Source organism: Arenibacter palladensis (assembly GCF_900129275.1).
GTDB classification, from domain to species: domain Bacteria; phylum Bacteroidota; class Bacteroidia; order Flavobacteriales; family Flavobacteriaceae; genus Arenibacter; species Arenibacter palladensis.
In genome coordinates this window covers 164,161-183,577 of the sequence record NZ_FQUX01000001.1, presented here as the reverse complement: position 1 = coordinate 183,577, position 19,417 = coordinate 164,161, and the positions used below count along the sequence as shown (strand labels likewise).

Below are 19,417 nucleotides of genomic sequence, written 5' to 3'. Positions count from 1 at the left end.
TTAATAATCAAGGATATAATTTAACCTAAAGTGGGCGACTTTGTTGTGAAAGTTGAAAAAAGTGTGGTGAATCAACTTACAATTGAAGTGTTATAATGGTAAATTTTAACATTTAAATACTTACTTTCTATGCTTTTGTTTCCTATTTTATCTAAGTTTTTGGTGTGCATGGGCGGTAAAAGTCCTCTTTTTAAAGCTTCCGAGGTATAATAAGCCTCCTTTGTAGGGTGCAGGGGATACACTCCATTAACCACTTTATTCTCCCAATTTCCATTAATGACCAACTTTATAATTCCCATACAATCATTTAGATGGATGAGGTTTACAGGGTCAGTGCCATTACTAAGATCGGTTTTACCGGCCAAAAAGGTTACAGGATGCCTGGATGGGCCAATTAGACCCCCAAATCTTATAATGGTGGTATTAAGGCTTCCATCGTTCAAAAAAATATTTTCCGCAGCCAATAACTGCTTACCGGACTCGGTATTGGGTCGGGTAGGGGAGTCTTCTGTGACCCGTCCTTCTATGTCCCCATATACTGAGGTGCTACTAATAAAAATTATACGGCCTAGACTGGTCTTATTTATTTCGTCATATAAATGCTGCATTTTTTTGATATAGCTCTCTTTGGGGGTCGAGCGCAGCTTTGGAGGGACATTTATGATCAATAGGTCTAATTCTGCGAGAAAGCCTTTGATGTTGCCTTTAATTCCATTCTCTGTTAGATCAATGGTATATGGTACTATATTGGCTTTATGCAATAGTTCCATTTTGGAATCGGAGGTGGTAGTTCCAAACACCGTATGTTTATCATCAATGAGGGATTTGGCCAGGGGTAACCCTAACCACCCGCAACCTAGAATGCCTATTTTTTTGTTCAAAACTTTATCTTTTTGCTGATCAAAATGGCATCATTTAGGACAAAAGGCATAGGAATATTGTCTTCGGGCCTTGGGGGCACCGTAAATAACGGATTGTTCAATAGATCGTTGGAAGCCTCATACAAGGTAAGTTCCAAAGCACTGTCCTTGGGAATAGTGATTTGTAATTCGGTATAATCGTTATTGCTGACATAGTGGGTTATCAACTTATTGTTCATCCTATTTTTGAGATAGTAATCGGATAGTTCAATTTTATTTATATTGGCCTTAATAATTTCTACAACGTTCGTAAATATTTCCAAACGGTTGGTGCTTCGCTGTGGCGTAATGCATATTTCCAATTTTCTATGGTCCCCGATAATGGTATCTAAAGTAGTTTCTATTGTAGGAGGGGCAATATTTTTTACCGGAGCTTCTGAAGTGTAGGTGAACCCCGTTCCATATTTACTGCTTAAGACGTCATAGGCTGCATTTTTTGGCTCGGCCTTGTTCACATCAATATACTGCGATGTCCAACTGGATAGCACATGATCATAGGTGGCCCATTGTGCAGTGTTTTTGTCCGCGTCAAGTATATAGACCAAACTCGTAGGTTTCGCGTTTTCTTTATCAAAGCCCGAAGAAAAATGGGCGGACAAAAGAAAACCAAAACAGAGTAGTAGCAATATATAGGCCAAACGGTTTTTGTTTTTTAAGGGACCGAAAACTGGAAGCAATAGGAAAAAGGTCAAAGAGGTCAGAAGGGTAGCGGTAATCATCATTTTAAGACCAAGCCCCACTGGGAACATTTTAATAAGAGGGGAATAGATCCATATGGCAGGCAAAGCCAAAAATAACAATAGGTATGGACTTGGCGATTTTTGGTGAGTTAGGATAAGCAAAGAGGCGAGCAATGCAATTACGGGAATTATAAAAAAGCTGGCACCTTTTAAATATACGGCAACTAGGGCGCAAAGAATTAGCCACAGCAACAACGGGGCAATTAAGAGGTTTTGGGTTTGGGCCTTGCCAAATTTATGATAGGCCCAAAAACCTACTGCCACTGAAAAGAGTACGAAAGCTGCAATGTATGCATAACCGTTATAAGTGAAGCCATGAAGTATGTCCTGGTATTGCGGGTACACATTGGTAAGTGCGGTCCAACCAAAATACCCGACCACCCCGTTAATGGCCAAAATCAGGAATAGGGGAACAAAGCCCCTACCAATTTCTTTGATCTCCAAGGAGCTATTTCTAAGTCCCAGGATCAAAAGTGTTAAAAAGCCTATTATGGCAAGTGCCAACATAGGGAAAATCCAATCGAAGGGATATGAGACCAATCTAAAGAACGGAATGTTAAAATATATGGAATCGTTTGGGCTTTTCAGGTCGCTGAGGTCGGAGTTGCCAAAGTGCTTTAAAAGGGGCATGAGATAACTGCCTTGGTGTGCTAGGGTATTTCGGTCCAAACGCTCATAATTATCGCGTGCGGTATGGTAGTCATAATGGTCGTCTATAAAGGCAAAATTGAGGCCCTCTATGTCCATATCCTCACGGAACACGGTTAGGTCGGTATCATTGGGAAGCATTTTGTAAACACTATAGACTAAGGAATTGGCTGCAGGATATTTTGGATTTGCCTTAATAAACTCGTCAATCACTTTGGAATTTCCCCTATTGGTTTCCAGTAACATATAGGAAGGCCCCCCACTGCCCCGAGCTTCAAAATTTAAGACCAATCCTGTTTCCTTGACCCATGGGTGATTGTTTACAAATAAATCCGCTCCGTTAAGTCCCAATTCCTCAGCATCTGAAATTAGAATAATGATATCGTTCTTAGGCGTATTGTTTTGTTCCAAATAAGCCCTTACGCCTTCCAATATGGTTGCCACCCCACTGGCGGCATCGCTGGCGCCTATAGATGAATGGGGATTGCTATCGTAATGCGAGAGTAAAAGAAGGGCCTTTCCCTTTTCGCTGCCTTTTATCCTAGCCAATATATTGGTTGCGCTACTAAAATTCCCCCAGTCCCCAGCGGTATAACCTTGTTGGGTAGTTGTTTCCAGTCCCAACTTGGTCAATTCCGATATAATATAATCCCTAACTTCTGAATGTGCAGGAAATCCCACGGCATGTGGTTTTTCGGACATATTTTTTACATGGACCAGGGCCCTGTCCGTTGAAAATGAAACATTTTCAATATTGGCGTCCGGAGTGTAGCTTGGCATGGCGGCTTCGAAACCCCAATAAATGGCAAGCAGAAGAAGTAGAAGGGTTATGGGAGAAGAATATTGCTTCATAGTTCGTATGTGGTAAAAACTTAAAAGTAAGAAATTATCCCTGTATTACATTGCTGTGTGAGGTATAACCGATAATATGTGATTTTTAAAATTTCCCTTATTTGAATTATATGTAACATTTTTAATGAAAATTTATCAATACAACTGATTAAATCTTAAATAGTTGTGTAATTATCTAAAAAAGATTATCTTTCAAATTAACCTAAAAATAAACGGTATGGGAATAAAAAGTTTTCAGGGAGTTCGCAAGGTCGTAAAAAAGGAATTTGATGCTCCCATTTTAGTAGAGGACTACATGACAAAAAAGCTGATCACCTTTAGTCCTGATCAATCTATTTTAACGGTTATGGAGCATTTGGCCAAATATCATATTTCTGGAGGTCCGGTATTGGACAACAACGGATTTTTGGTAGGTATTATCTCCGAGGCGGATTGTATGAAACAGATTTCGGAAAGCCGCTATTTTAATCAACCTATTTTGGACAAAAGTGTTGAGCGATTCATGACAAAGGAGGTAGAGACCATACCTCATGATATGTCTATTTTTGATGCCGCAGGCATTTTCGACAAACATAAAAGAAGAAGATTGCCGGTTATGAAAAACGGGATATTGGTAGGGCAAATAAGTCGTAAGGATATTGTAATTGCAGCCCTTAAATTAAGCGGACATAACTATAAATAGTAAGCTGCTTTCACCTCCCCTGGGCTGACGGCTAATAAAACAACAAAACTTATATTTTTATGCCCTTTAACTGTTTCTTGAAACAGTTAAAGGGCATTCTTTATCAAAGGTAACGTTCTACTCCCTTTTCACGATCATATAATAATCATTGTCCAACGGAAGATAGCCCAGATCATATACAAAATAGTAGGTGGTTCCTTTTTTGGTGGTATATAAATTGGTGATATATTCAAAATCGAAACCCTTGTCCATTAATCGGGTCTTGGTGGTTTTGGTCTTGCCATCGGTTAGGGGATAACTATCCAAGATTCTGTAATTTTTACGGAGACGGTTATTTATGTTCCTGACGAGATTTTTACTGTCTTTGTTCAGTTTATTATTGTAAGCATTTCTACAATAGTCCGAGCAGAACTTCTTGTCTATCCGGCCCAAAATTTTGTCCCCGCACTCCAAGCATTTTTTTTCCATGGTTCGTTCAGTTGTTTTGTTCTATAAGCTCCAATCGTTTTACTACGGATCCAGAGGATAATATAGTGCCTGGGGAAAGTACGGCATTGGCCCCAATTTTTGAATTGTCCCCGACCAAGGCACCAAATTTGATGGATCCGGTATTGGTCCTAATACCATTTACTTGGGCCCAAATGGTCATATCGGACCTTTCGTTATAGTGGTTGGCAATAAGTGCTCCCGCTTCAAAATTTACATAAGCACCAATAATGCTGTCTCCTATAAAATTAAAATGGGCCATGGCCGAATGATGGCCAATAATACTCGACTTTATCTCACTTCCAGGGCCTATCCTCACCCCCTCGTCCAAAAACACTCCACCCCGTAGATAAGCGTGGCTGGCAACAAAACAGTTTCGGGAAATAATGAGGGGTCCTTTTAAAATTGCCCCTTTTTCGATTACGGCAGTTTTGTGGATGGCCATTCCATTATTAACGGCATAATCCTCAGAATTGAGTTCTAGGATCTTTTTGGTAATTATGGATGATAGGGAAGGAGTTATTTCCCATGGAGGCACTCCTTTTTGGCCGGGAAAATGGGTGTAAAAATGCGCTATATAAGTGGCTATAGTGGTCATTTTTGGTAGAGTTCTATGGGTAAATTGTCCGGATCGAATATAAAAGTGAATTTTTTCTGGGTAAACTCGTCAGTACGAACAGGCTCTGCCAGAATGCCTTTTCCGGACAATTCCACTAAGCTGGTATCCAAATCGTCCACCTCAAAGGCCAAATGCCTTAATCCCGCTGCTTCTGGCCTTGTGTTTCTTGGAGGTGGTTTGGGAAATGAAAATAGTTCTATGATGTATTCGCCGTTCAGTGCCAAATCCAATTTGAAGGAGTCCCTTTCATCCCTATAGATTTCTTGCAAGGGTTCCAAACCTAGGTCTTCCACATAGAATTTTTTCGATTTCTTATAATCAGAGCAAATGATGGCAATATGGTGTACTTTGTTTAAGATCATTTTTTATAATTAAACTTAACTTCCTCTTTGGAGCCATTTTCCTGCTCGATTACGACATAGATATTAATTTCTGAGTCATTTATCTTCTCGAAAGTAAAGTCATCAAAATAGACGCGATTACCGTCCAGTTTTACTAGTTTAAAGTCGACTGTTTTCTCTTTTTCCTCCCAAGCTGTCAAATTTCCATTGAAGTGTCTCAATTGAAGTATAAGGGTTTCCCCTTCCTGTCTAATATGGCCAAGCTCGTAAATAGCCACCTTGTCGTCTACTACCAATTTAAACACGAACATCATGGAATCTCCCAGCGGAGGACTCCAAATTTCTTCTGTTATTCCGCCAAATGCCTCTCCCTTCCAGTGTCCTGCTATCCATGAAACATCAAAAAGGCTGGCCTTAGGAGATGGTTTTCCGTTAGAAAAGGAAATGGTATTCTGACCAAAGGAAGGCGCGTAGGCAAAGAGCAATAGTATTAGGATCCACTTCATGTGCTGATTGGTTTTGAAAGTAATAAGGTACAAATTATCCGATTACAAACGATTAATTCTTTGTTGCTCCTTAGCTTATCTGGATATTGTACTTCTTTAATAGACCTAGGGCTCCTTCCTTGGAGAATTTGGCTTTGGCAATTTTATTCCTTTCCGGATCCAGGGTAAAGTTAAAAGCAGTCTGAAAATCGGCCTTTTCTAGGTTGCAATGCTCAAAGACTGCCCCTTCAAGATTGCAGGAATCGAATTTTGTTTGGGTTAGGTCGGCTTCCGTAAAATCGACCGAAATCATCTTGCAATTATTGAAGGTAGTATTCTTGAGTTTTAATGTATAAAAAGAGGACAGGTCCAAGGTGCAGTCATGGAAATTGAATGACAGTAGAAAATCATTGCAATGGTCAAAACGTATTCCCAAAAGCTTACACCTTTTAAAAAGAGTTTCCTTAAAGGTGGTATTCTTTAGGTTTACATTGCTTAGATCGCAATCGGTAAAAACACATTCCATAAAAGCGATGTTGGATATATCCCCTTTGGAAAAGGTGCAGGAGTCGAAAATACAGTTCTCATAATCTCCTTTGGATAGAGGTTTGGAAGTAAAGTCGATTCCTTTAAAGGTTTGGTCCGAAATAAATGGATTGCTCATACTCATATTCCAATTTTGATCAATTAAATATTCTTTGGGGAAAGAAAATGCAAAGGAAAGAATATTATAGCTAGCGAATAGGTTACTGCTTATTTTGATTTTGTTTGGTCCATAGTTCTATGATTAAAAGTAAGAAACAAACCACTGTAATAAAAGTGCTATTAGAGCTGGTAAGGCCTGCACCACGAATATTTTTTTACTGGCGGACCAAGCACCATAAATGCCCGCAATGGCCACACAGCTAAGAAAGAAAATGGAGATATTGGTGCTCCAAGCTGGGTCTTTGATAAAAAATGTCCAAATAAGCCCGGCGGCCAAAAATCCGTTGTAGAGTCCTTGGTTGGCAGCCAGTCCTTTGGTAGGTTTAAACATATGCTCCGGAAGTGCTTTTCTAAATGTTTTTTTGCCCAAGGTTTCCCAGGCAAACATTTCCATGTACAAAATATAAAGGTGTTCAAGGGCTATAATGCCTATAAGAATTTTTAAGACGATCTCCATATTGTGATTATGCAAGGATTATTTTGTTCTAAATATAGGGGATTCCATTGATTTATCGTCGTTGCAAGTCAGTGTATTGTGGAGGGGTTTATGAACCATAAGGGGGGGGCTATATACATTTACAAACGACTACAAACGATAACAAACGAAATTAAATACTTTTCAACCGAATAACATTTGGAGGGCAAGCTAAGTTTGTCCCATCAAAAATCATTAACTGTTTAACCTTTCCCGTGGATTCGGGATTTAAAAATTATGTATTATGAACGCACTTAGAAACAGAGTACAGTTGATTGGGAACTTGGGTAACGATCCGGAAATTATTAATCTAGACGGAGGTGGCAAATTGGCCAAATTCGCCATTGCTACCAATGAGACCTACAAAAATGCCAAGGGGGAAAAGGTAACGGATACCCAATGGCACAATGTTGTGGCTTGGGGCAAGACGGCTGAAATTGTGGAAAACTATCTCAACAAGGGTAAGGAAGTTGCCGTTGAAGGAAAATTGACCACTCGCTCTTATGAAACCAAGGAAGGGGAAAAAAGGTACATCACTGAAATTCGATGTAATGAACTCCTGATGTTGGGAAAATAACCCGGTATATCAGATCCGGAAGTTTTTACCGGACATAGTCGCGTAGCAAGAAGTAATCCTATGGGTCTGTTTAGGGAACTAAGGGTTGCTTCTTTTGCTTTTTTGGGAGGGTATTTCCGTGCGATTACTAATTGGAGAATTGCAAATGAATCTAAAAAAGTTATTGTTAGCCCCAATGAGGCGTCATTGCGAGCCTGCCTAACGGTAGACAGGGAACGTTAGTGACGTGGCAATCTGTTTGATTTTGGTTACTGCTGTTTATTCTTGGCGCACAACTATGGGATTGCTTCACTAGGCCTGTCTATGGACAGTCCCATTGGCAATGACGGATTGTTGGATCGGAAATCAAAATTTGCAACGTCATTGCGAGCCTGCCTATCGGTAGACAGGGAGCGATAGTGACGAAGCAATCTGTTGGTTCGGTGAGCACAACTTTGAGATTGCTTCACTAAGCCTGCCTGCGGGCAGTCAAGTTCGCAATGACGTGCAACTATGGTCGTTAAGGCTTTTTGGTTTGTTAGTCCCAATGAGGCGTCATTGCGAGCCTGCCTATCGGTAGACAGGGATCGTTAGGGACGTGGCAATCTGTATGATTTTGATTACTGCTGTTCGTTATTGGCACACAGCTGTGAGATTACTTCACCGTGCCGCGATTATCGTAAGTCAATTAAATGCGCAATGCTCGAAATGCGCAAGGTTGTCAAAGTTTACGCCACCTTCTTCATCAGATCAAAACAAGGACAGCGACTGCACCTTTTGGATTCCGACTTTTTGTATTTGTCGCAACACTTGGTCTTACAGCCATGTGGAACCATTTCCTTGAGAGCCGCTTTTTGCTCTTTTTTTAAAGCCTTTTTAAGCTTTTTTTCCTCTTTCTTGCCCTGTTTCTTCTTTTTACCCACTGGAGATTGGAATAATAACTGGGCAAAAGTATTTATTTTTATTAAATCTAAATAAGATTAAATGTTAAATTTATGCCTTTGGTGTTATGGCCGCACTATTGGCTGTAATCTGCTGTATATCACGATCGAACAAATAAAGGCCGCCTTTGTCGTTCCCAATAAGGTTGATCTTGTCCAAAATATTGCGGGCCAAGGCCTCTTCCTCGATTTGTTCTGCCACATACCATTGAAGAAAATTATGGGTAGCATAGTCCTTTTCCTGCAGTGTTACATGTACCAATTCGTTAATGCTATTGGAAACAAAAATTTCATGCTCCAATAACTCGTGGAACATTTTCTGAAAACTGCCAAAGTCGGTTTTTGGTGCGTTAAGAGCAGAAACAAAGGCGTGCCCGCCCCTTTCATTGATGTATTTTACCAGCTTGAGCATGTGCAAACGCTCCTCATCCGATTGGTTGTACATAAATTGTGCAATACCCTCCAATCCTTTGCCTTCGGCCCAAGAGGCCATGGATAAATATACCTGTGAAGATTCGGCCTCTATACGGACCTGTTCGTTCAATGCTTTTTCTAGTTTTTCGGACAACATAAGTTTCAAATTTTAACTAAAGTTACAAATAAATGGCTCTTTTTGCCAGCTCTTAACTTAAGATTTGGAGTTATTTGTGCAATGCCAACTGTATACGTTTTCTGGGAATGTCCACTTCCAGCACCTTAACGATAATTTGTTGGTGTAAGCTAACATGTTCGTTCACATCTTTTACAAAACTATCGGATAGATTGGAGATATGGATCAGTCCACTTTCCTTGATGCCTACATCTACAAAACAGCCAAAATTGGTAATGTTGTTCACTATTCCCGGTAGTAATTGTCCCTCTTTTAGATCGGAAATGGTCCTGATGTTCTGATTAAAGGTAAAGACCTTGGCCTTTTCCCTAACGTCCAGTCCCGGTTTCTCCAATTCCTTTACAATATCCTGTAAAGTGGGCAATCCCACGTTTTCGGTGCAATATTGTTTTAGATCGATTTTTTTTAGGACTTCCTTGTTTCCTATTATTTCAGACAGGGGCACTCCCTGGTCTTTCACCATTTTTTGTACAAGGGAATAACTTTCCGGATGCACTGCGGAATCATCCAGCGGATTCTTTGCCTGCTTGATACGTAAAAATGCAGCCCCCTGTTCAAAGGCCTTTTCTCCCAAACGGGGCACTTTTTTTATTTCGCTCCTACTGGTAAAGGCGCCATTTTCGTTCCTATAGGCAACAATATTTTCGGCCAGTTTAGGGCCAATTCCGGAAACATAGCTGAGTAAGGGTACACTGGCCGTATTAATGTTTACGCCTACGGTATTTACACAACTCTCCACCACAGTGTCCAAGGAGTTTTTTAATAGATTCTGGTCAACGTCATGCTGATATTGTCCGACCCCGATAGATTTGGCATCTATTTTTACCAATTCTGCCAGGGGATCTGCCAGGCGTCTTCCGATGGATACGGCACCCCTAACGGTAACATCGTAATTGGGGAATTCTTCCCTCGCAATTTTGGAAGCGGAATAAATGGAGGCACCGGCCTCACTGACCACAAACACCTCAATATTATTCTTGAATTGAATCCGCTTTATTAATTGCTCCGTTTCCCTGGAGGCGGTACCATTACCTATGGCTATGGCTTCAATCTTATAGGCATCCGCCAAGGAACTTATTTTCTTTATAGCGCCGGTACTGTCGTTTTGAGGTGCATGGGGATAAATGGTCTCGTTGTGCTCCAAATCGCCCTGAGCGCTAAGACAAACCACTTTACAGCCCGTTCTAAAGCCGGGATCTATAGCCAAAATTCTTTTTTCGCCCAAAGGTGACCCCAACAACAGCTGTTTCAGGTTTTTGGAAAATACCTGAATGGCGGACTCATCCGCTTTTTCCTTGGCAGATTTTAGAATTTCATTGGAAAGGGAGGGGAATAGCAACCTCTTATAGGCATCTTGTATGGCCAATTGAAGATGGGGGGTGGTTGCATTATTGTTTTTGATGATCCTATACTCCATATTGGAGATGGCCTTTTCATCGTCTATTTCAATTTTAACACGGATAAAACCTTCGTTTTCCGCTCGTAGTATGGCCAGGAGTCGGTGCGATGGACATCTATTTAGGGGTTCGCTCCATTCAAAATAGTCCCTAAATTTTTGGGCTTTCTCATCGTCCTTTTTGTTGGCAACGACCTTGGTGGAAATAAGGGCGAATTTTTCCAATTGGGTCCTGATCTGATTTCGGATATCACTGCGCTCATTGATCCATTCCGCAATTATATGTCGGGCTCCTTCCAAGGCATCATCTTCATTGGGAACCGCATCATTGATGTATTTTGATGCCTCAAAATCGATTTCATCGATCCGCTGGGCCAAAATAATTTTAGCCAAGGGCTCCAAGCCATTTTTCTTAGCTGTTTCCGCCTTGGTTTTACGCTTTTTTTTGAAGGGTAGATAAAGGTCCTCCAAGGTGGTGAGGTCCTCGGCATCATTTATTTTTTTGGCCAACTCAGGGCTTAGTTCCTCCTGCTCCTCTATTGCCTTAAGGATGGCCAATTTGCGTTTTTCCAAAGCTTCAAACTGCGATTTGTACTGTACTATGGCACCAATTTGTACTTCGTCCAAATTTCCTGTCCGTTCTTTTCGGTAACGGGAAATAAAGGGTACCGTGCAATCCTCATTTAATAGGGCAACCGTATTTTCAATGCCTTTTAATGGGAGTTGGGTGTTTTTGGAGATGTAGGATATAAGATTCATGGGGTATTTTGTTTTCATCTTGGAATGCCAATTTAAAGGCGGAGCCAAGACCTAATTTATAGTCTCACCATTGTCAACACCATCTTCATCGGGATTGATGAAAACCAATTTGCCATCTGCATTTTCCGTCATCAGGATCATGCCCTCACTGTCCACGCCACGTAAGGCCCTAGGGGCCAAATTGACCAACACGGTTACCTTTTTTCCAATGATGTCCTGCGGAGAAAAGCTTTCAGCGATTCCCGATACTATGGTTCTTATGTCCAGACCGGTATCCACCTTTAAAACCAGAAGTTTTTTAGCTTTCGGCATTTTCTCGGCTTCGATGATGGTACCTACGCGCATATCCAATTTAGTGAAATCGTCAAAGGTAATGGTGTCTTTTTGTGGGTCCACTTCTTTGTTCATGTTTTCATTTTCTTTTTTGGTAGCTTCCAGTTTGTCCAATTGCGCCTGAATAGTTTCGTCCTCTACTTTGCTGAAAAGTAACTCGGCTTGGTTTATCTGATGTTCTGCTGGGAGTAATGTTTCTTTTTCCGAAATGTCTTTCCATTCAAGGGAACCCTCCGTTGAACTTTGGGAGATATTGAGGATTTTTTTAAGCTTAGCGGCGGTAAAAGGCAGGAAAGGCTCGCTTAATACTGCCAAAGCCGAAGCTATTTGAAGGGCAACAAACATAATGGTCTTTACCCTTTCCTCATCCTGTTTAATTACTTTCCATGGCTCCTCATCCGCCAAATATTTATTTCCAAGTCGCGCCAAATTCATAACTTCCTGTCCGGCTTCACGGAAACGGTATCTTTCTATGGAGCTGGAAATGATCTCGGGATACTTTTTAAGCTCGGCCAGAGTTTCCTTATCTACCTGGCTATAGGCACCCGGAGAGGGCACATTACCATTGTAATACTTGTTGGTAAGCACTACGACACGGTTGATGAAGTTCCCATAAATGGCTACCAATTCATTGTTGTTCCTGGCCTGAAAGTCCTTCCAGGTAAAATCGTTGTCCTTGGTTTCGGGGGCATTCGCGGTCAGGGTATATCTAAGTACATCCTGCATATTGGGAAATTCCTCCAAATACTCATGCAGCCACACCGCCCAATTCTTGGAAGTGGACAGTTTGTTGCCTTCCAAGTTTAAGAATTCGTTCGCAGGCACATTTTCCGGTAATATAAAATCGCCATGTGCTTTAAGCATGCTTGGGAATATAATACAGTGGAATACAATATTATCCTTGCCGATAAAATGTACCATTTTAGTGTCCTTGGACTTCCAATAGGGTTCCCAGTCCTTACCTTCCCTTGCTGCCCATTCTTTGGTAGAGGAAATATAACCTATTGGGGCATCGAACCAAACATACAATACCTTGCCTTCCCCTCCTTCAACAGGGACCGGGATTCCCCAGTCTAGATCGCGGGTTACCGCCCTAGGCTTTAGTCCGTCATCGATCCAAGATTTACATTGTCCGTAAACATTGGGCTTCCAGTCATTTTTATGGCCTTCCAGTATCCAAGTTTTTAAGAAATCCTCGTAGCGGTCCAAGGGAAGAAACCAGTGCTTGGTTTCTTTTAGTGATGGTACTGCTCCGGAAATGGTAGATTTTGGGTTGATCAGGTCCGTGGCATTTAAAGTGGAGCCACAATTTTCACACTGATCCCCATAAGCTTCCTCATGGCCACATTTTGGGCAGGTACCGATTACAAAACGATCGGCCAAAAATTGCTTTGCCTCTTCGTCATATAATTGTTCTGTAGTTTCCTCAATAAAATCTCCTTGTTCATATAGTTTTACAAAGAAATCGGAGGCTGTTTTATGATGGACTTCTGCAGATGTCCTTGAATAGTTGTTGAAGGTAATTCCAAAATCCTGAAAGGATTGCTTAATAATACCGTGGTATTTATCTATTATGTTTTGGGGGCTTACACCTTCTTTTTTGGCTTTCATGGAAATGGCAACCCCGTGTTCGTCACTTCCGCATACGAAGGCCACATCATTTCCATTTAATCTCAAGTATCTGGCATAGATATCCGCGGGCACATAAACGCCTGCCAAATGGCCAATATGTATAGGGCCGTTGGTATATGGTAGGGCTGCTGTTATGGTATATCTTGCTGGCTGCTTAAGGTTCTGCGACATTATTTTTGGATTAGGGTGCAAAAATAAAGATTTTTACTTGCAGCTGGCGTATTCCTTCAAAAAATAAGCCTTCGTTACCCTGAAAAGAATTCAGAATTTACGAAGGCCTTCTCGCATAGTAAGTAGGGGGTGACTTTAAGCTACCATTATGGATTTACTCAGTTTTTTATCCTGAACCTGTATTCTATAAATATATTTTCCTGTCGCTAAATAAGTAGATAGTCTCTCCCTAACATTGATTTCAATGGAGCCCTCCAACATTATTTCATTATATACCGTTCCTAAATGCTGGCCCATGATGTTGAACAATTGGATGTCCACATGACCGCTAAAAGGCATTTCAAGGTAAATATGGGGTGTTGAATCTGTTGGATAAAAAGGTTTATGAACGATGGCATCCAGCAATTCGGGATTTGGATTTTCCCCAGTTGGATCTGTCGGCGTTGGAGGAGTGGGCTGCCCATCACTATAAACAATATCCGGGAAATCTACTCCGCTACAGTTAAAGCCAAGGTTTACAGGGGTGTATTTATATCCGTCCATGATATGTTGTTCCACTAGTGGGATATCTACACATAACCATTCGGCCAGTACAGTGGCATACAGGTTTCTAAAATCCATTGTATACTCTAGGTTACCTCTGCTATTGGGCTCATCCAATGAGGGATGGTCGCCTACAAAAGCACTGCCGTTTAATCCGGAACCAAAAAATAAGGTTGGGGCAGCTTTTCCGTGGTCGGTTCCATTGGATCCGTTTTCATAAATCCTTCTACCGAATTCGGAAAAAGTCATACTCAATACCTTGTCGTCCTGCTGGGTAAAGGCCAAATCATCATAAAAATTGTCAACGGCAATAGACAGCTGGGTCATTAGGCGTTCGTGTACCAGAGGTTGATTTCCATGGGTGTCAAAACCTCCCATACTTATCATATAGACCTTGGTGCCCAGGTTTCCTTTGATCAATCTGGCCAATAAAGCCAATTGTCTGGCAAAACCATTGTCTTGGTACTCCACCTGGTTTGCCCCACGCATATAGGCTTCATGTATAGTGCCTGCATATTCGTTGGTTACGTTGGATACACCTCTAAGAAATTTAATCTGATCGCTGTACATACAATTATCAAAAAGCGAATCTTCCACAGAATATTGTAGTCCCGTTTCCGCAATTTGTTCCAACTGATCTATATTGTTCGTTACAAAGGCGTAGTTGGTCTCCTCGCCTTCAAAAACCAAACTTCCGTAGTTTCCTACTTGGATAGCGGCAGGGCCCTCTGGTCGGCTACCTGGAAAATCCGATAAATAATCAGGATATAGATATTCAAAATGTCTACCCATCCATCCTGTTTTCCTTCCGCTGAAGCCTGTAGTACTTAGGTCGGTATTGGCAAAAATATCCGAACCGGTAAAATGGGACAGACTTTGGCCTTCGTAACCTACGCCATGAACGGCTTTAAACTGTCCTTCGCCCCACATGGGTTCCAAAGATTTCATATAGGTGGGTACCCCAAATTCATCCGTTAACCTTAATATTTTACTTTCTGGAAGATAAATATTGGGACGTGCATTGGCATAGATATCGTATTGCTCAATGGGGATAATGGTACTAAGACCGTCATTACCACCTGACAAGCGAATTAAAATTAAAATATTATCGGTTTCTGCCATGGCTATAGCCGAGGTCAGTGGGGATGGGGCCGATGCAGTTAGAAAGTTACTGCCCAGCATCATGGATCCGGAACCGGCAATACCTAAGGCTTGAAGAAAGGAACGTCGACTCCATGTCTTATGTTCCAAATCGTGACCATCATGGTCTTTGCCTTTATGGGGTGAATTATGATGAGTATCGCACATAACGGTCAGTTTTATTTAAGTTGATATTCGGGTTGTCTGGTAAGGTGTCTTAAGAGTAGATGAACCTGTGATGGAACTTCTTGGCTTACGCTTAAAATCCATAAGGATTGTCCGCCAGGAATATAATCAGGGCCATAATAATCTTCCGGAACATCTTCTATTTTAAATGCGGACATGGCATTGTCAAAATCCTGTTGGGTAAACAATCCCTTGGGTGTAATTTTGTCTACAATGGCCCGTACAACAATCTCGGGGTTACTGGTATTGCTGTTGGCCGGTCCAACGGCATCCATGGCAAAAGTCCTGAATTGTTCGGGGTTGTCTTGGTAAAAACCATCAACAATAGTTTCCATGGTAAGCCAACGTCCAATCATGAAATTGGTATTGATCCAATCCCTGTTTCGTTGCCATCCTGCAACATCAAAAGGGTCGAATAGATCCTGACCCAGCAGTCCACTATAATTTATGGCACTTCCAATGGTAGTATCGTTATAGGCAAAACCGGTTTCGTTAATGGTATTCAAGTATAAATCGAATGGACTCTTAATGATTACGCCTATAGCTTCATCATCAAAAAAGTGTTGACTTTTAAAAAGTTGGCTTAACACCGGTGCCAATTCAAAGTTATTGCTGATAAAGGTTGCGGTTAAGCCATCAATAATGGTCTTGGCATTGTTGGCCTCATCTGTAGCATCTGGGTGTACAAAAAATTCGTATAATTTTTTACAGATGAAATAGCCTATTTCATTGGCTCTTTCTTCAAAAAGAATGTCGATAACGTCATCATAGTCCCAATTTCCAGTTCTTCCAAATATTGTTTTATTCTCAGTGTTAAATTTGGTAGGATCAAAAACTACTTGCTCACAGCCGAGTTCTCCCCTTTCAACATATCCGGAAATGGCCTTGGCGGTTTCAATGATATCCTGTTCGGTATATCCATTTCCTTCGCCTAAGGTAAATAGCTCGTAAAGTTCACGGGCATAATTCTCATTGGGATTGTTACCATTGTTATAAACGCCGTCCAAATAGTAGAGCATGGCACTGGTAAGGCCAATTTCGCTAACAAAGGTCTTGAAATTGCCAATAGCGTTGCGCTGCAGGCAATTGATATAATGATATAGGAATGAATTACAATTATAAACGTCCAGCTCTGTTACAAAATGATTGCTCCAAAAAAAACTAAGACGGTCCCGGAGGTTATTTTCAAGTAAGGCGTTGGTGTAGGCCAACTTGAATTCTTCCTGTTGCGAACGCATCAAAGCTCCTCGTTGGTCGTCATCTTCAGGATAATTGCTATTGTTCCAATCTGCCCAGAGTGGAGCAGCTAAGAGGGGTTTATTTTGCGCTTCGGAAATAAGTGAATCAACCAAATTGCCGGCAGATTGGCCAGTTGCCTGATTAATTGTTTGGACGGAGGCGCTAAAACCCAATCTCCTATATAGATGTTGAGCCCTTTGTCCATCCAATGGGGTGGTGTGGGGGGCCAAACTAGAAGTATTACAGTTTATGAAAAATTCCATAATTTATTCCGCATTTGATAGGTTATAAGTAAGGGGTCATTGCATAACGCATATTCCAATAAGAAATTATAGCTCTTACGAAATTTTCGTTATAATGCATAACAAATTACGTGGTTTATAGAAATTTGGACGACAGTATGTTAGGTTTTTCGACAAAATGCACGTTTTTTGGTAAATAGAATCGAAACGGGATGGCAAAGCATAACGAATTTGGGAAAAAGGGAGAGCAATTGGCGGTGGACCATTTAACCGAAAATGGCTATAGGGTAGTTCATAGAAATTATAGGTATTTGAAAGCAGAGATCGATATAATTGCAAGAAAAGGAGATATTTTGGCCATTGTAGAAGTAAAATCGCGAAGTTCCGACTATATGCAACCTATTGCCGACACGGTTACCGATAAGAAAATAAAGCTCTTGGTCATGGCGGCCGATCATTATATTATAAGCAAGGATCTTGATGTGGAGACCAGGTTCGATATCATTACCATACGTAAAAATGGGACGAACTTTAGCATAGAACATTTGGAAAATGCATTCTATCACTTTTAATTATTTGTTTTATTTGTAACAATTTGTTATTTTTACCAAAAGTTTAAGAAAATGAAGACTATTTCATCGGTCGTGGAAGACTACATTAAAAAGAAACCTTTTTTGCAAAGTGCTTTAGCTCAGGGTATTATTAACTTAACATCGCTTTCTAGGATAGTAAAACCGGAAATAGAAAGTGAGTTGGGAAAGGATATTCGAAATGGTGCTATTGTCATGGCCTTAAAGCGTCTTTCCGATGATTTGGAGTTCCGTGCTACCCATAAAATTATTAAAGTATTAAAAAATATTGGGGAGATTACGGTAAGGTCATCATTGACCGATTTTACCTTTTTGGTATCCGAATCCATTTTGGAAAATCAGACTGTTTTGTTAAATGAGGTAAACAGGAACAAGGATGTTTTCTATACCTCGTCAAGAGGGGTCAACGAACTTAATATCGTTGTCAGTAATATATTGGACGAGGCAGTGGAGGAGCTGTTCAAGAACGAGAAGTGTACACAAAAGGCCGAAAACCTTTCCTCCATTACCGTAAAGTTACCCGCGGAAAATGTGTCCGTACCTGGTATCTATTATTTTATTTTTCAACGCTTGGCTTGGGAGGGTATCGTGCTGTACGAAGTAATATCTACCACCAATGAATTTACCATCATCGTAAATGATGAGCAGGTAGATGTAGCCTTTAAAACCATTAAGGACCTTAAAACATTGTAATTTACTAAGGTAGCAATTGGTTAATGGAACAATGTTTCAATGTGTAAATGTGATAATAGAAAAACGTATTGTCTCCAATTGCAGAGTGTTAATTATTCCCATTTAAAAATTTTATAACCTCTTGGTAATCATCCGGTCTGGCAACGATGCGCTTTTCGTTGTCCAAAATATAATAGGTGGGGGTTTGATGGATATCGTAAATATCTGCGTACGGACTTTCCCATTTCCCAAGTGCAATGCCGTGAATAAAGTCTGGTAGTTTGGCCGATTCCGTTTTCCAGGTTTTATCGTCATCTTCCAAGCCAATAGCCAAAACCTTGGTGTTGGAAATACTCTTTAGGTTTTTGTGAAATTCCGGAAGTTGCTGTAGGCAGTGGGAACAGGTACTGCTCCAAAATACGATTACATAATTCTTTGCCCCCGTTAGGGCACTAAGTTTTTTGGTGCTACTGCCTTCATTCCAAGTGATTTCCGGGGCTACGGCTCCCAATCGAAGTCTATTTTGGGTTTCGATCTTTTTTAAGAGTTCGGATTTATTGGTTTCTGTGGCCAGGGATCTTAGGTAATTACTATAAATAAAATCGGCCACTTTATGTAGATTATCGTCGGAGGCCTTTGTCCATAGGCTATTGAATAACTGCACCTTGTTGATGGCACTTACATTTTCCAATACGCGGGCCAATTCCTTGACATTTTCTATAATTACGGGCTCTTTGTCTTTATTGGGAATTTGATGTTGGGGCAGGGCCGTAAATACGTAATTAACTACTTTGTCCGTTAAAAAGTCAGTTCCCAGTAATACCTCATCGTTAAAGTCCAAGGCGTCAAAATAATGTTCCCTTTTATGCTTTACGTAGGTTTCAACATCCTCATAGCCCGAAGAAATATAGGGTCTGTTTGCCGAAATGAAATGTCCGCTGAGCATTCCTTGTGATTGGGTTTCGAATGATTTTTGCACCGCGGCCAACTTCTTGTTAAGGTTTAAAAGCAGGTTGCGGTCCTTCTTTTTTTCCGAATAAAATTGGGCAATTTGTTTCTCCAGCCCATGGATTTCATTAAAGTACCTTGCATACAGAAGATTTTCATTGGAGGATATAAAGGACAGGCCTTTTTGGGAATCGAAGGAAAGAACAATGTCTTCCTTTCCATTATAGATAAAATCAAAATAGAATTCCTCTTGGGGTACAGCATAAACCAATCTGTACATTCCCGTCTTGGCATTGGCAGGAATAATAAGGGAGAAAGTCCCGTTCTTAACAGCGGTGTCGGCTATATAATTCTGATGGTCCGGATTTAGTTTATAGGCAATCAACCATTTGTAATCATCGGCCGGGGATAAATTTCCTGAAACGCTGTGCTGGGCCTTCAAAAATAGGGAGAAACATAGGATTGATAGGAAAAATACATTTTTTAAATTCATCTATTTAAGGACG

Annotated in this window: 19 protein-coding genes; 4 read left to right on the top strand and 15 right to left on the bottom strand. The window is 40.8% G+C overall.

Features of this window, described 5'->3' with window-relative positions:
* Positions 1–71: 71 nt before the first annotated feature.
* Entirely contained in the window at positions 72–881 is an 810-nt protein-coding gene (locus BUA60_RS00645) for an SDR family oxidoreductase (RefSeq protein ID WP_072859832.1), read from the bottom strand.
* Positions 878–3,160, bottom strand: a complete 2,283-nt coding sequence (locus BUA60_RS00640; protein WP_072859831.1) for a M28 family peptidase — start codon at positions 3,158–3,160, stop codon at positions 878–880. Before BUA60_RS00640 ends, BUA60_RS00645 begins: the two co-directional genes overlap by 4 nt.
* Before the next feature lie 217 nt (positions 3,161–3,377).
* Between BUA60_RS00640 and BUA60_RS00635 the strand changes: the two genes are divergently transcribed.
* Positions 3,378–3,842, top strand: a complete 465-nt coding sequence (locus tag BUA60_RS00635; protein WP_069859037.1) for a CBS domain-containing protein — start codon at positions 3,378–3,380, stop codon at positions 3,840–3,842.
* A 117-nt stretch (positions 3,843–3,959) separates the two neighbouring features.
* Here the strand turns inward: BUA60_RS00635 and BUA60_RS00630 are convergent, their stop codons facing one another.
* The 6 genes from BUA60_RS00630 to BUA60_RS00605 all read right to left on the bottom strand — a co-directional run bounded on the left by BUA60_RS00630 (position 3,960) and on the right by BUA60_RS00605 (position 6,935).
* Complete coding sequence (locus BUA60_RS00630; protein WP_072859830.1) at positions 3,960–4,310, bottom strand: hypothetical protein; 351 nt, start codon at positions 4,308–4,310, stop codon at positions 3,960–3,962.
* Between the two features lie 7 nt (positions 4,311–4,317).
* Entirely contained in the window at positions 4,318–4,926 is a 609-nt protein-coding gene (locus BUA60_RS00625) for an LbetaH domain-containing protein (RefSeq protein ID WP_072859829.1), read from the bottom strand.
* Positions 4,923–5,309, bottom strand: a complete 387-nt coding sequence (gene gloA2, locus BUA60_RS00620; protein WP_072859828.1) for an SMU1112c/YaeR family gloxylase I-like metalloprotein — start codon at positions 5,307–5,309, stop codon at positions 4,923–4,925. The genes BUA60_RS00625 and gloA2 overlap by 4 nt, the downstream gene beginning before the upstream one ends.
* A complete protein-coding gene (locus BUA60_RS00615) occupies positions 5,306–5,794 on the bottom strand; it encodes a DUF6265 family protein (RefSeq protein WP_072859827.1) in 489 nt (162 codons plus the stop codon). The genes gloA2 and BUA60_RS00615 overlap by 4 nt, the downstream gene beginning before the upstream one ends.
* Positions 5,795–5,864: 70 nt before the next feature.
* Positions 5,865–6,443 (bottom strand): pentapeptide repeat-containing protein, encoded by a 579-nt coding sequence (locus BUA60_RS00610; protein ID WP_317043173.1) that lies wholly within the window; start codon positions 6,441–6,443, stop codon positions 5,865–5,867.
* Positions 6,444–6,560: 117 nt separating this feature from the next.
* Positions 6,561–6,935 (bottom strand): DUF1304 domain-containing protein, encoded by a 375-nt coding sequence (locus BUA60_RS00605; protein WP_072859826.1) that lies wholly within the window; start codon positions 6,933–6,935, stop codon positions 6,561–6,563.
* Positions 6,936–7,197: 262 nt separating this feature from the next.
* Between BUA60_RS00605 and BUA60_RS00600 the strand changes: the two genes are divergently transcribed.
* On the top strand, positions 7,198–7,530 hold the full coding sequence (locus tag BUA60_RS00600; RefSeq protein WP_031442041.1) for a single-stranded DNA-binding protein: 333 nt from the start codon (positions 7,198–7,200) through the stop codon (positions 7,528–7,530).
* A 707-nt stretch (positions 7,531–8,237) separates the two neighbouring features.
* On the opposite strand, the gene BUA60_RS00595 is transcribed toward BUA60_RS00600, so the two are convergent.
* From BUA60_RS00595 to BUA60_RS00570, 6 genes are all read right to left on the bottom strand, one after another.
* Positions 8,238–8,432 (bottom strand): hypothetical protein, encoded by a 195-nt coding sequence (locus tag BUA60_RS00595; protein ID WP_072859825.1) that lies wholly within the window; start codon positions 8,430–8,432, stop codon positions 8,238–8,240.
* A 70-nt stretch (positions 8,433–8,502) separates the two neighbouring features.
* On the bottom strand, positions 8,503–9,021 hold the full coding sequence (locus tag BUA60_RS00590) for a ferritin (RefSeq protein WP_072859824.1): 519 nt from the start codon (positions 9,019–9,021) through the stop codon (positions 8,503–8,505).
* A gap of 70 nt (positions 9,022–9,091) precedes the next feature.
* Complete coding sequence (locus BUA60_RS00585) at positions 9,092–11,215, bottom strand: Tex family protein (protein WP_072860783.1); 2,124 nt, start codon at positions 11,213–11,215, stop codon at positions 9,092–9,094.
* A gap of 51 nt (positions 11,216–11,266) precedes the next feature.
* On the bottom strand, positions 11,267–13,351 hold the full coding sequence (gene metG / locus BUA60_RS00580; RefSeq protein ID WP_072859823.1) for a methionine--tRNA ligase: 2,085 nt from the start codon (positions 13,349–13,351) through the stop codon (positions 11,267–11,269).
* 135 nt (positions 13,352–13,486) lie between these two features.
* Positions 13,487–15,202 carry a DUF1501 domain-containing protein gene (locus BUA60_RS00575; protein WP_072859822.1) on the bottom strand — a complete coding sequence of 572 codons (1,716 nt, stop codon included), beginning with the start codon at positions 15,200–15,202 and terminating at the stop codon, positions 13,487–13,489.
* Between the two features lie 11 nt (positions 15,203–15,213).
* Positions 15,214–16,722 (bottom strand): DUF1800 domain-containing protein, encoded by a 1,509-nt coding sequence (locus BUA60_RS00570; protein ID WP_072859821.1) that lies wholly within the window; start codon positions 16,720–16,722, stop codon positions 15,214–15,216.
* A 191-nt stretch (positions 16,723–16,913) separates the two neighbouring features.
* On the opposite strand from BUA60_RS00570, the gene BUA60_RS00565 reads away from it, so the two are divergent.
* Positions 16,914–17,273 carry a YraN family protein gene (locus BUA60_RS00565; RefSeq protein ID WP_072859820.1) on the top strand — a complete coding sequence of 120 codons (360 nt, stop codon included), beginning with the start codon at positions 16,914–16,916 and terminating at the stop codon, positions 17,271–17,273.
* A gap of 51 nt (positions 17,274–17,324) precedes the next feature.
* On the top strand, positions 17,325–17,984 hold the full coding sequence (locus BUA60_RS00560) for an aspartate kinase (RefSeq protein WP_031442049.1): 660 nt from the start codon (positions 17,325–17,327) through the stop codon (positions 17,982–17,984).
* An 88-nt stretch (positions 17,985–18,072) separates the two neighbouring features.
* On the opposite strand, the gene BUA60_RS00555 is transcribed toward BUA60_RS00560, so the two are convergent.
* Positions 18,073–19,404 carry a TlpA family protein disulfide reductase gene (locus BUA60_RS00555; RefSeq protein ID WP_072859819.1) on the bottom strand — a complete coding sequence of 444 codons (1,332 nt, stop codon included), beginning with the start codon at positions 19,402–19,404 and terminating at the stop codon, positions 18,073–18,075.
* Positions 19,405–19,417: the final 13 nt, after the last annotated feature.

Coding starts and splice junctions, on each gene's coding strand:
- BUA60_RS00560 (WP_031442049.1), top strand. CDS start 17,325: ATGAAGACTATTTCATCGGTCGTGGAAGACTACATTAAAAAGAAACCT.
- BUA60_RS00590 (WP_072859824.1), bottom strand. CDS start 9,021: ATGTTGTCCGAAAAACTAGAAAAAGCATTGAACGAACAGGTCCGTATA.
- metG (WP_072859823.1), bottom strand. CDS start 13,351: ATGTCGCAGAACCTTAAGCAGCCAGCAAGATATACCATAACAGCAGCC.
- BUA60_RS00635 (WP_069859037.1), top strand. CDS start 3,378: ATGGGAATAAAAAGTTTTCAGGGAGTTCGCAAGGTCGTAAAAAAGGAA.
- BUA60_RS00565 (WP_072859820.1), top strand. CDS start 16,914: ATGGCAAAGCATAACGAATTTGGGAAAAAGGGAGAGCAATTGGCGGTG.
- BUA60_RS00640 (WP_072859831.1), bottom strand. CDS start 3,160: ATGAAGCAATATTCTTCTCCCATAACCCTTCTACTTCTTCTGCTTGCC.
- BUA60_RS00615 (WP_072859827.1), bottom strand. CDS start 5,794: ATGAAGTGGATCCTAATACTATTGCTCTTTGCCTACGCGCCTTCCTTT.
- BUA60_RS00585 (WP_072860783.1), bottom strand. CDS start 11,215: ATGAATCTTATATCCTACATCTCCAAAAACACCCAACTCCCATTAAAA.
- BUA60_RS00625 (WP_072859829.1), bottom strand. CDS start 4,926: ATGACCACTATAGCCACTTATATAGCGCATTTTTACACCCATTTTCCC.
- BUA60_RS00605 (WP_072859826.1), bottom strand. CDS start 6,935: ATGGAGATCGTCTTAAAAATTCTTATAGGCATTATAGCCCTTGAACAC.
- BUA60_RS00600 (WP_031442041.1), top strand. CDS start 7,198: ATGAACGCACTTAGAAACAGAGTACAGTTGATTGGGAACTTGGGTAAC.
- BUA60_RS00555 (WP_072859819.1), bottom strand. CDS start 19,404: ATGAATTTAAAAAATGTATTTTTCCTATCAATCCTATGTTTCTCCCTA.
- BUA60_RS00570 (WP_072859821.1), bottom strand. CDS start 16,722: ATGGAATTTTTCATAAACTGTAATACTTCTAGTTTGGCCCCCCACACC.
- BUA60_RS00630 (WP_072859830.1), bottom strand. CDS start 4,310: ATGGAAAAAAAATGCTTGGAGTGCGGGGACAAAATTTTGGGCCGGATA.
- BUA60_RS00610 (WP_317043173.1), bottom strand. CDS start 6,443: ATGAGTATGAGCAATCCATTTATTTCGGACCAAACCTTTAAAGGAATC.
- BUA60_RS00575 (WP_072859822.1), bottom strand. CDS start 15,202: ATGTGCGATACTCATCATAATTCACCCCATAAAGGCAAAGACCATGAT.
- gloA2 (WP_072859828.1), bottom strand. CDS start 5,309: ATGATCTTAAACAAAGTACACCATATTGCCATCATTTGCTCTGATTAT.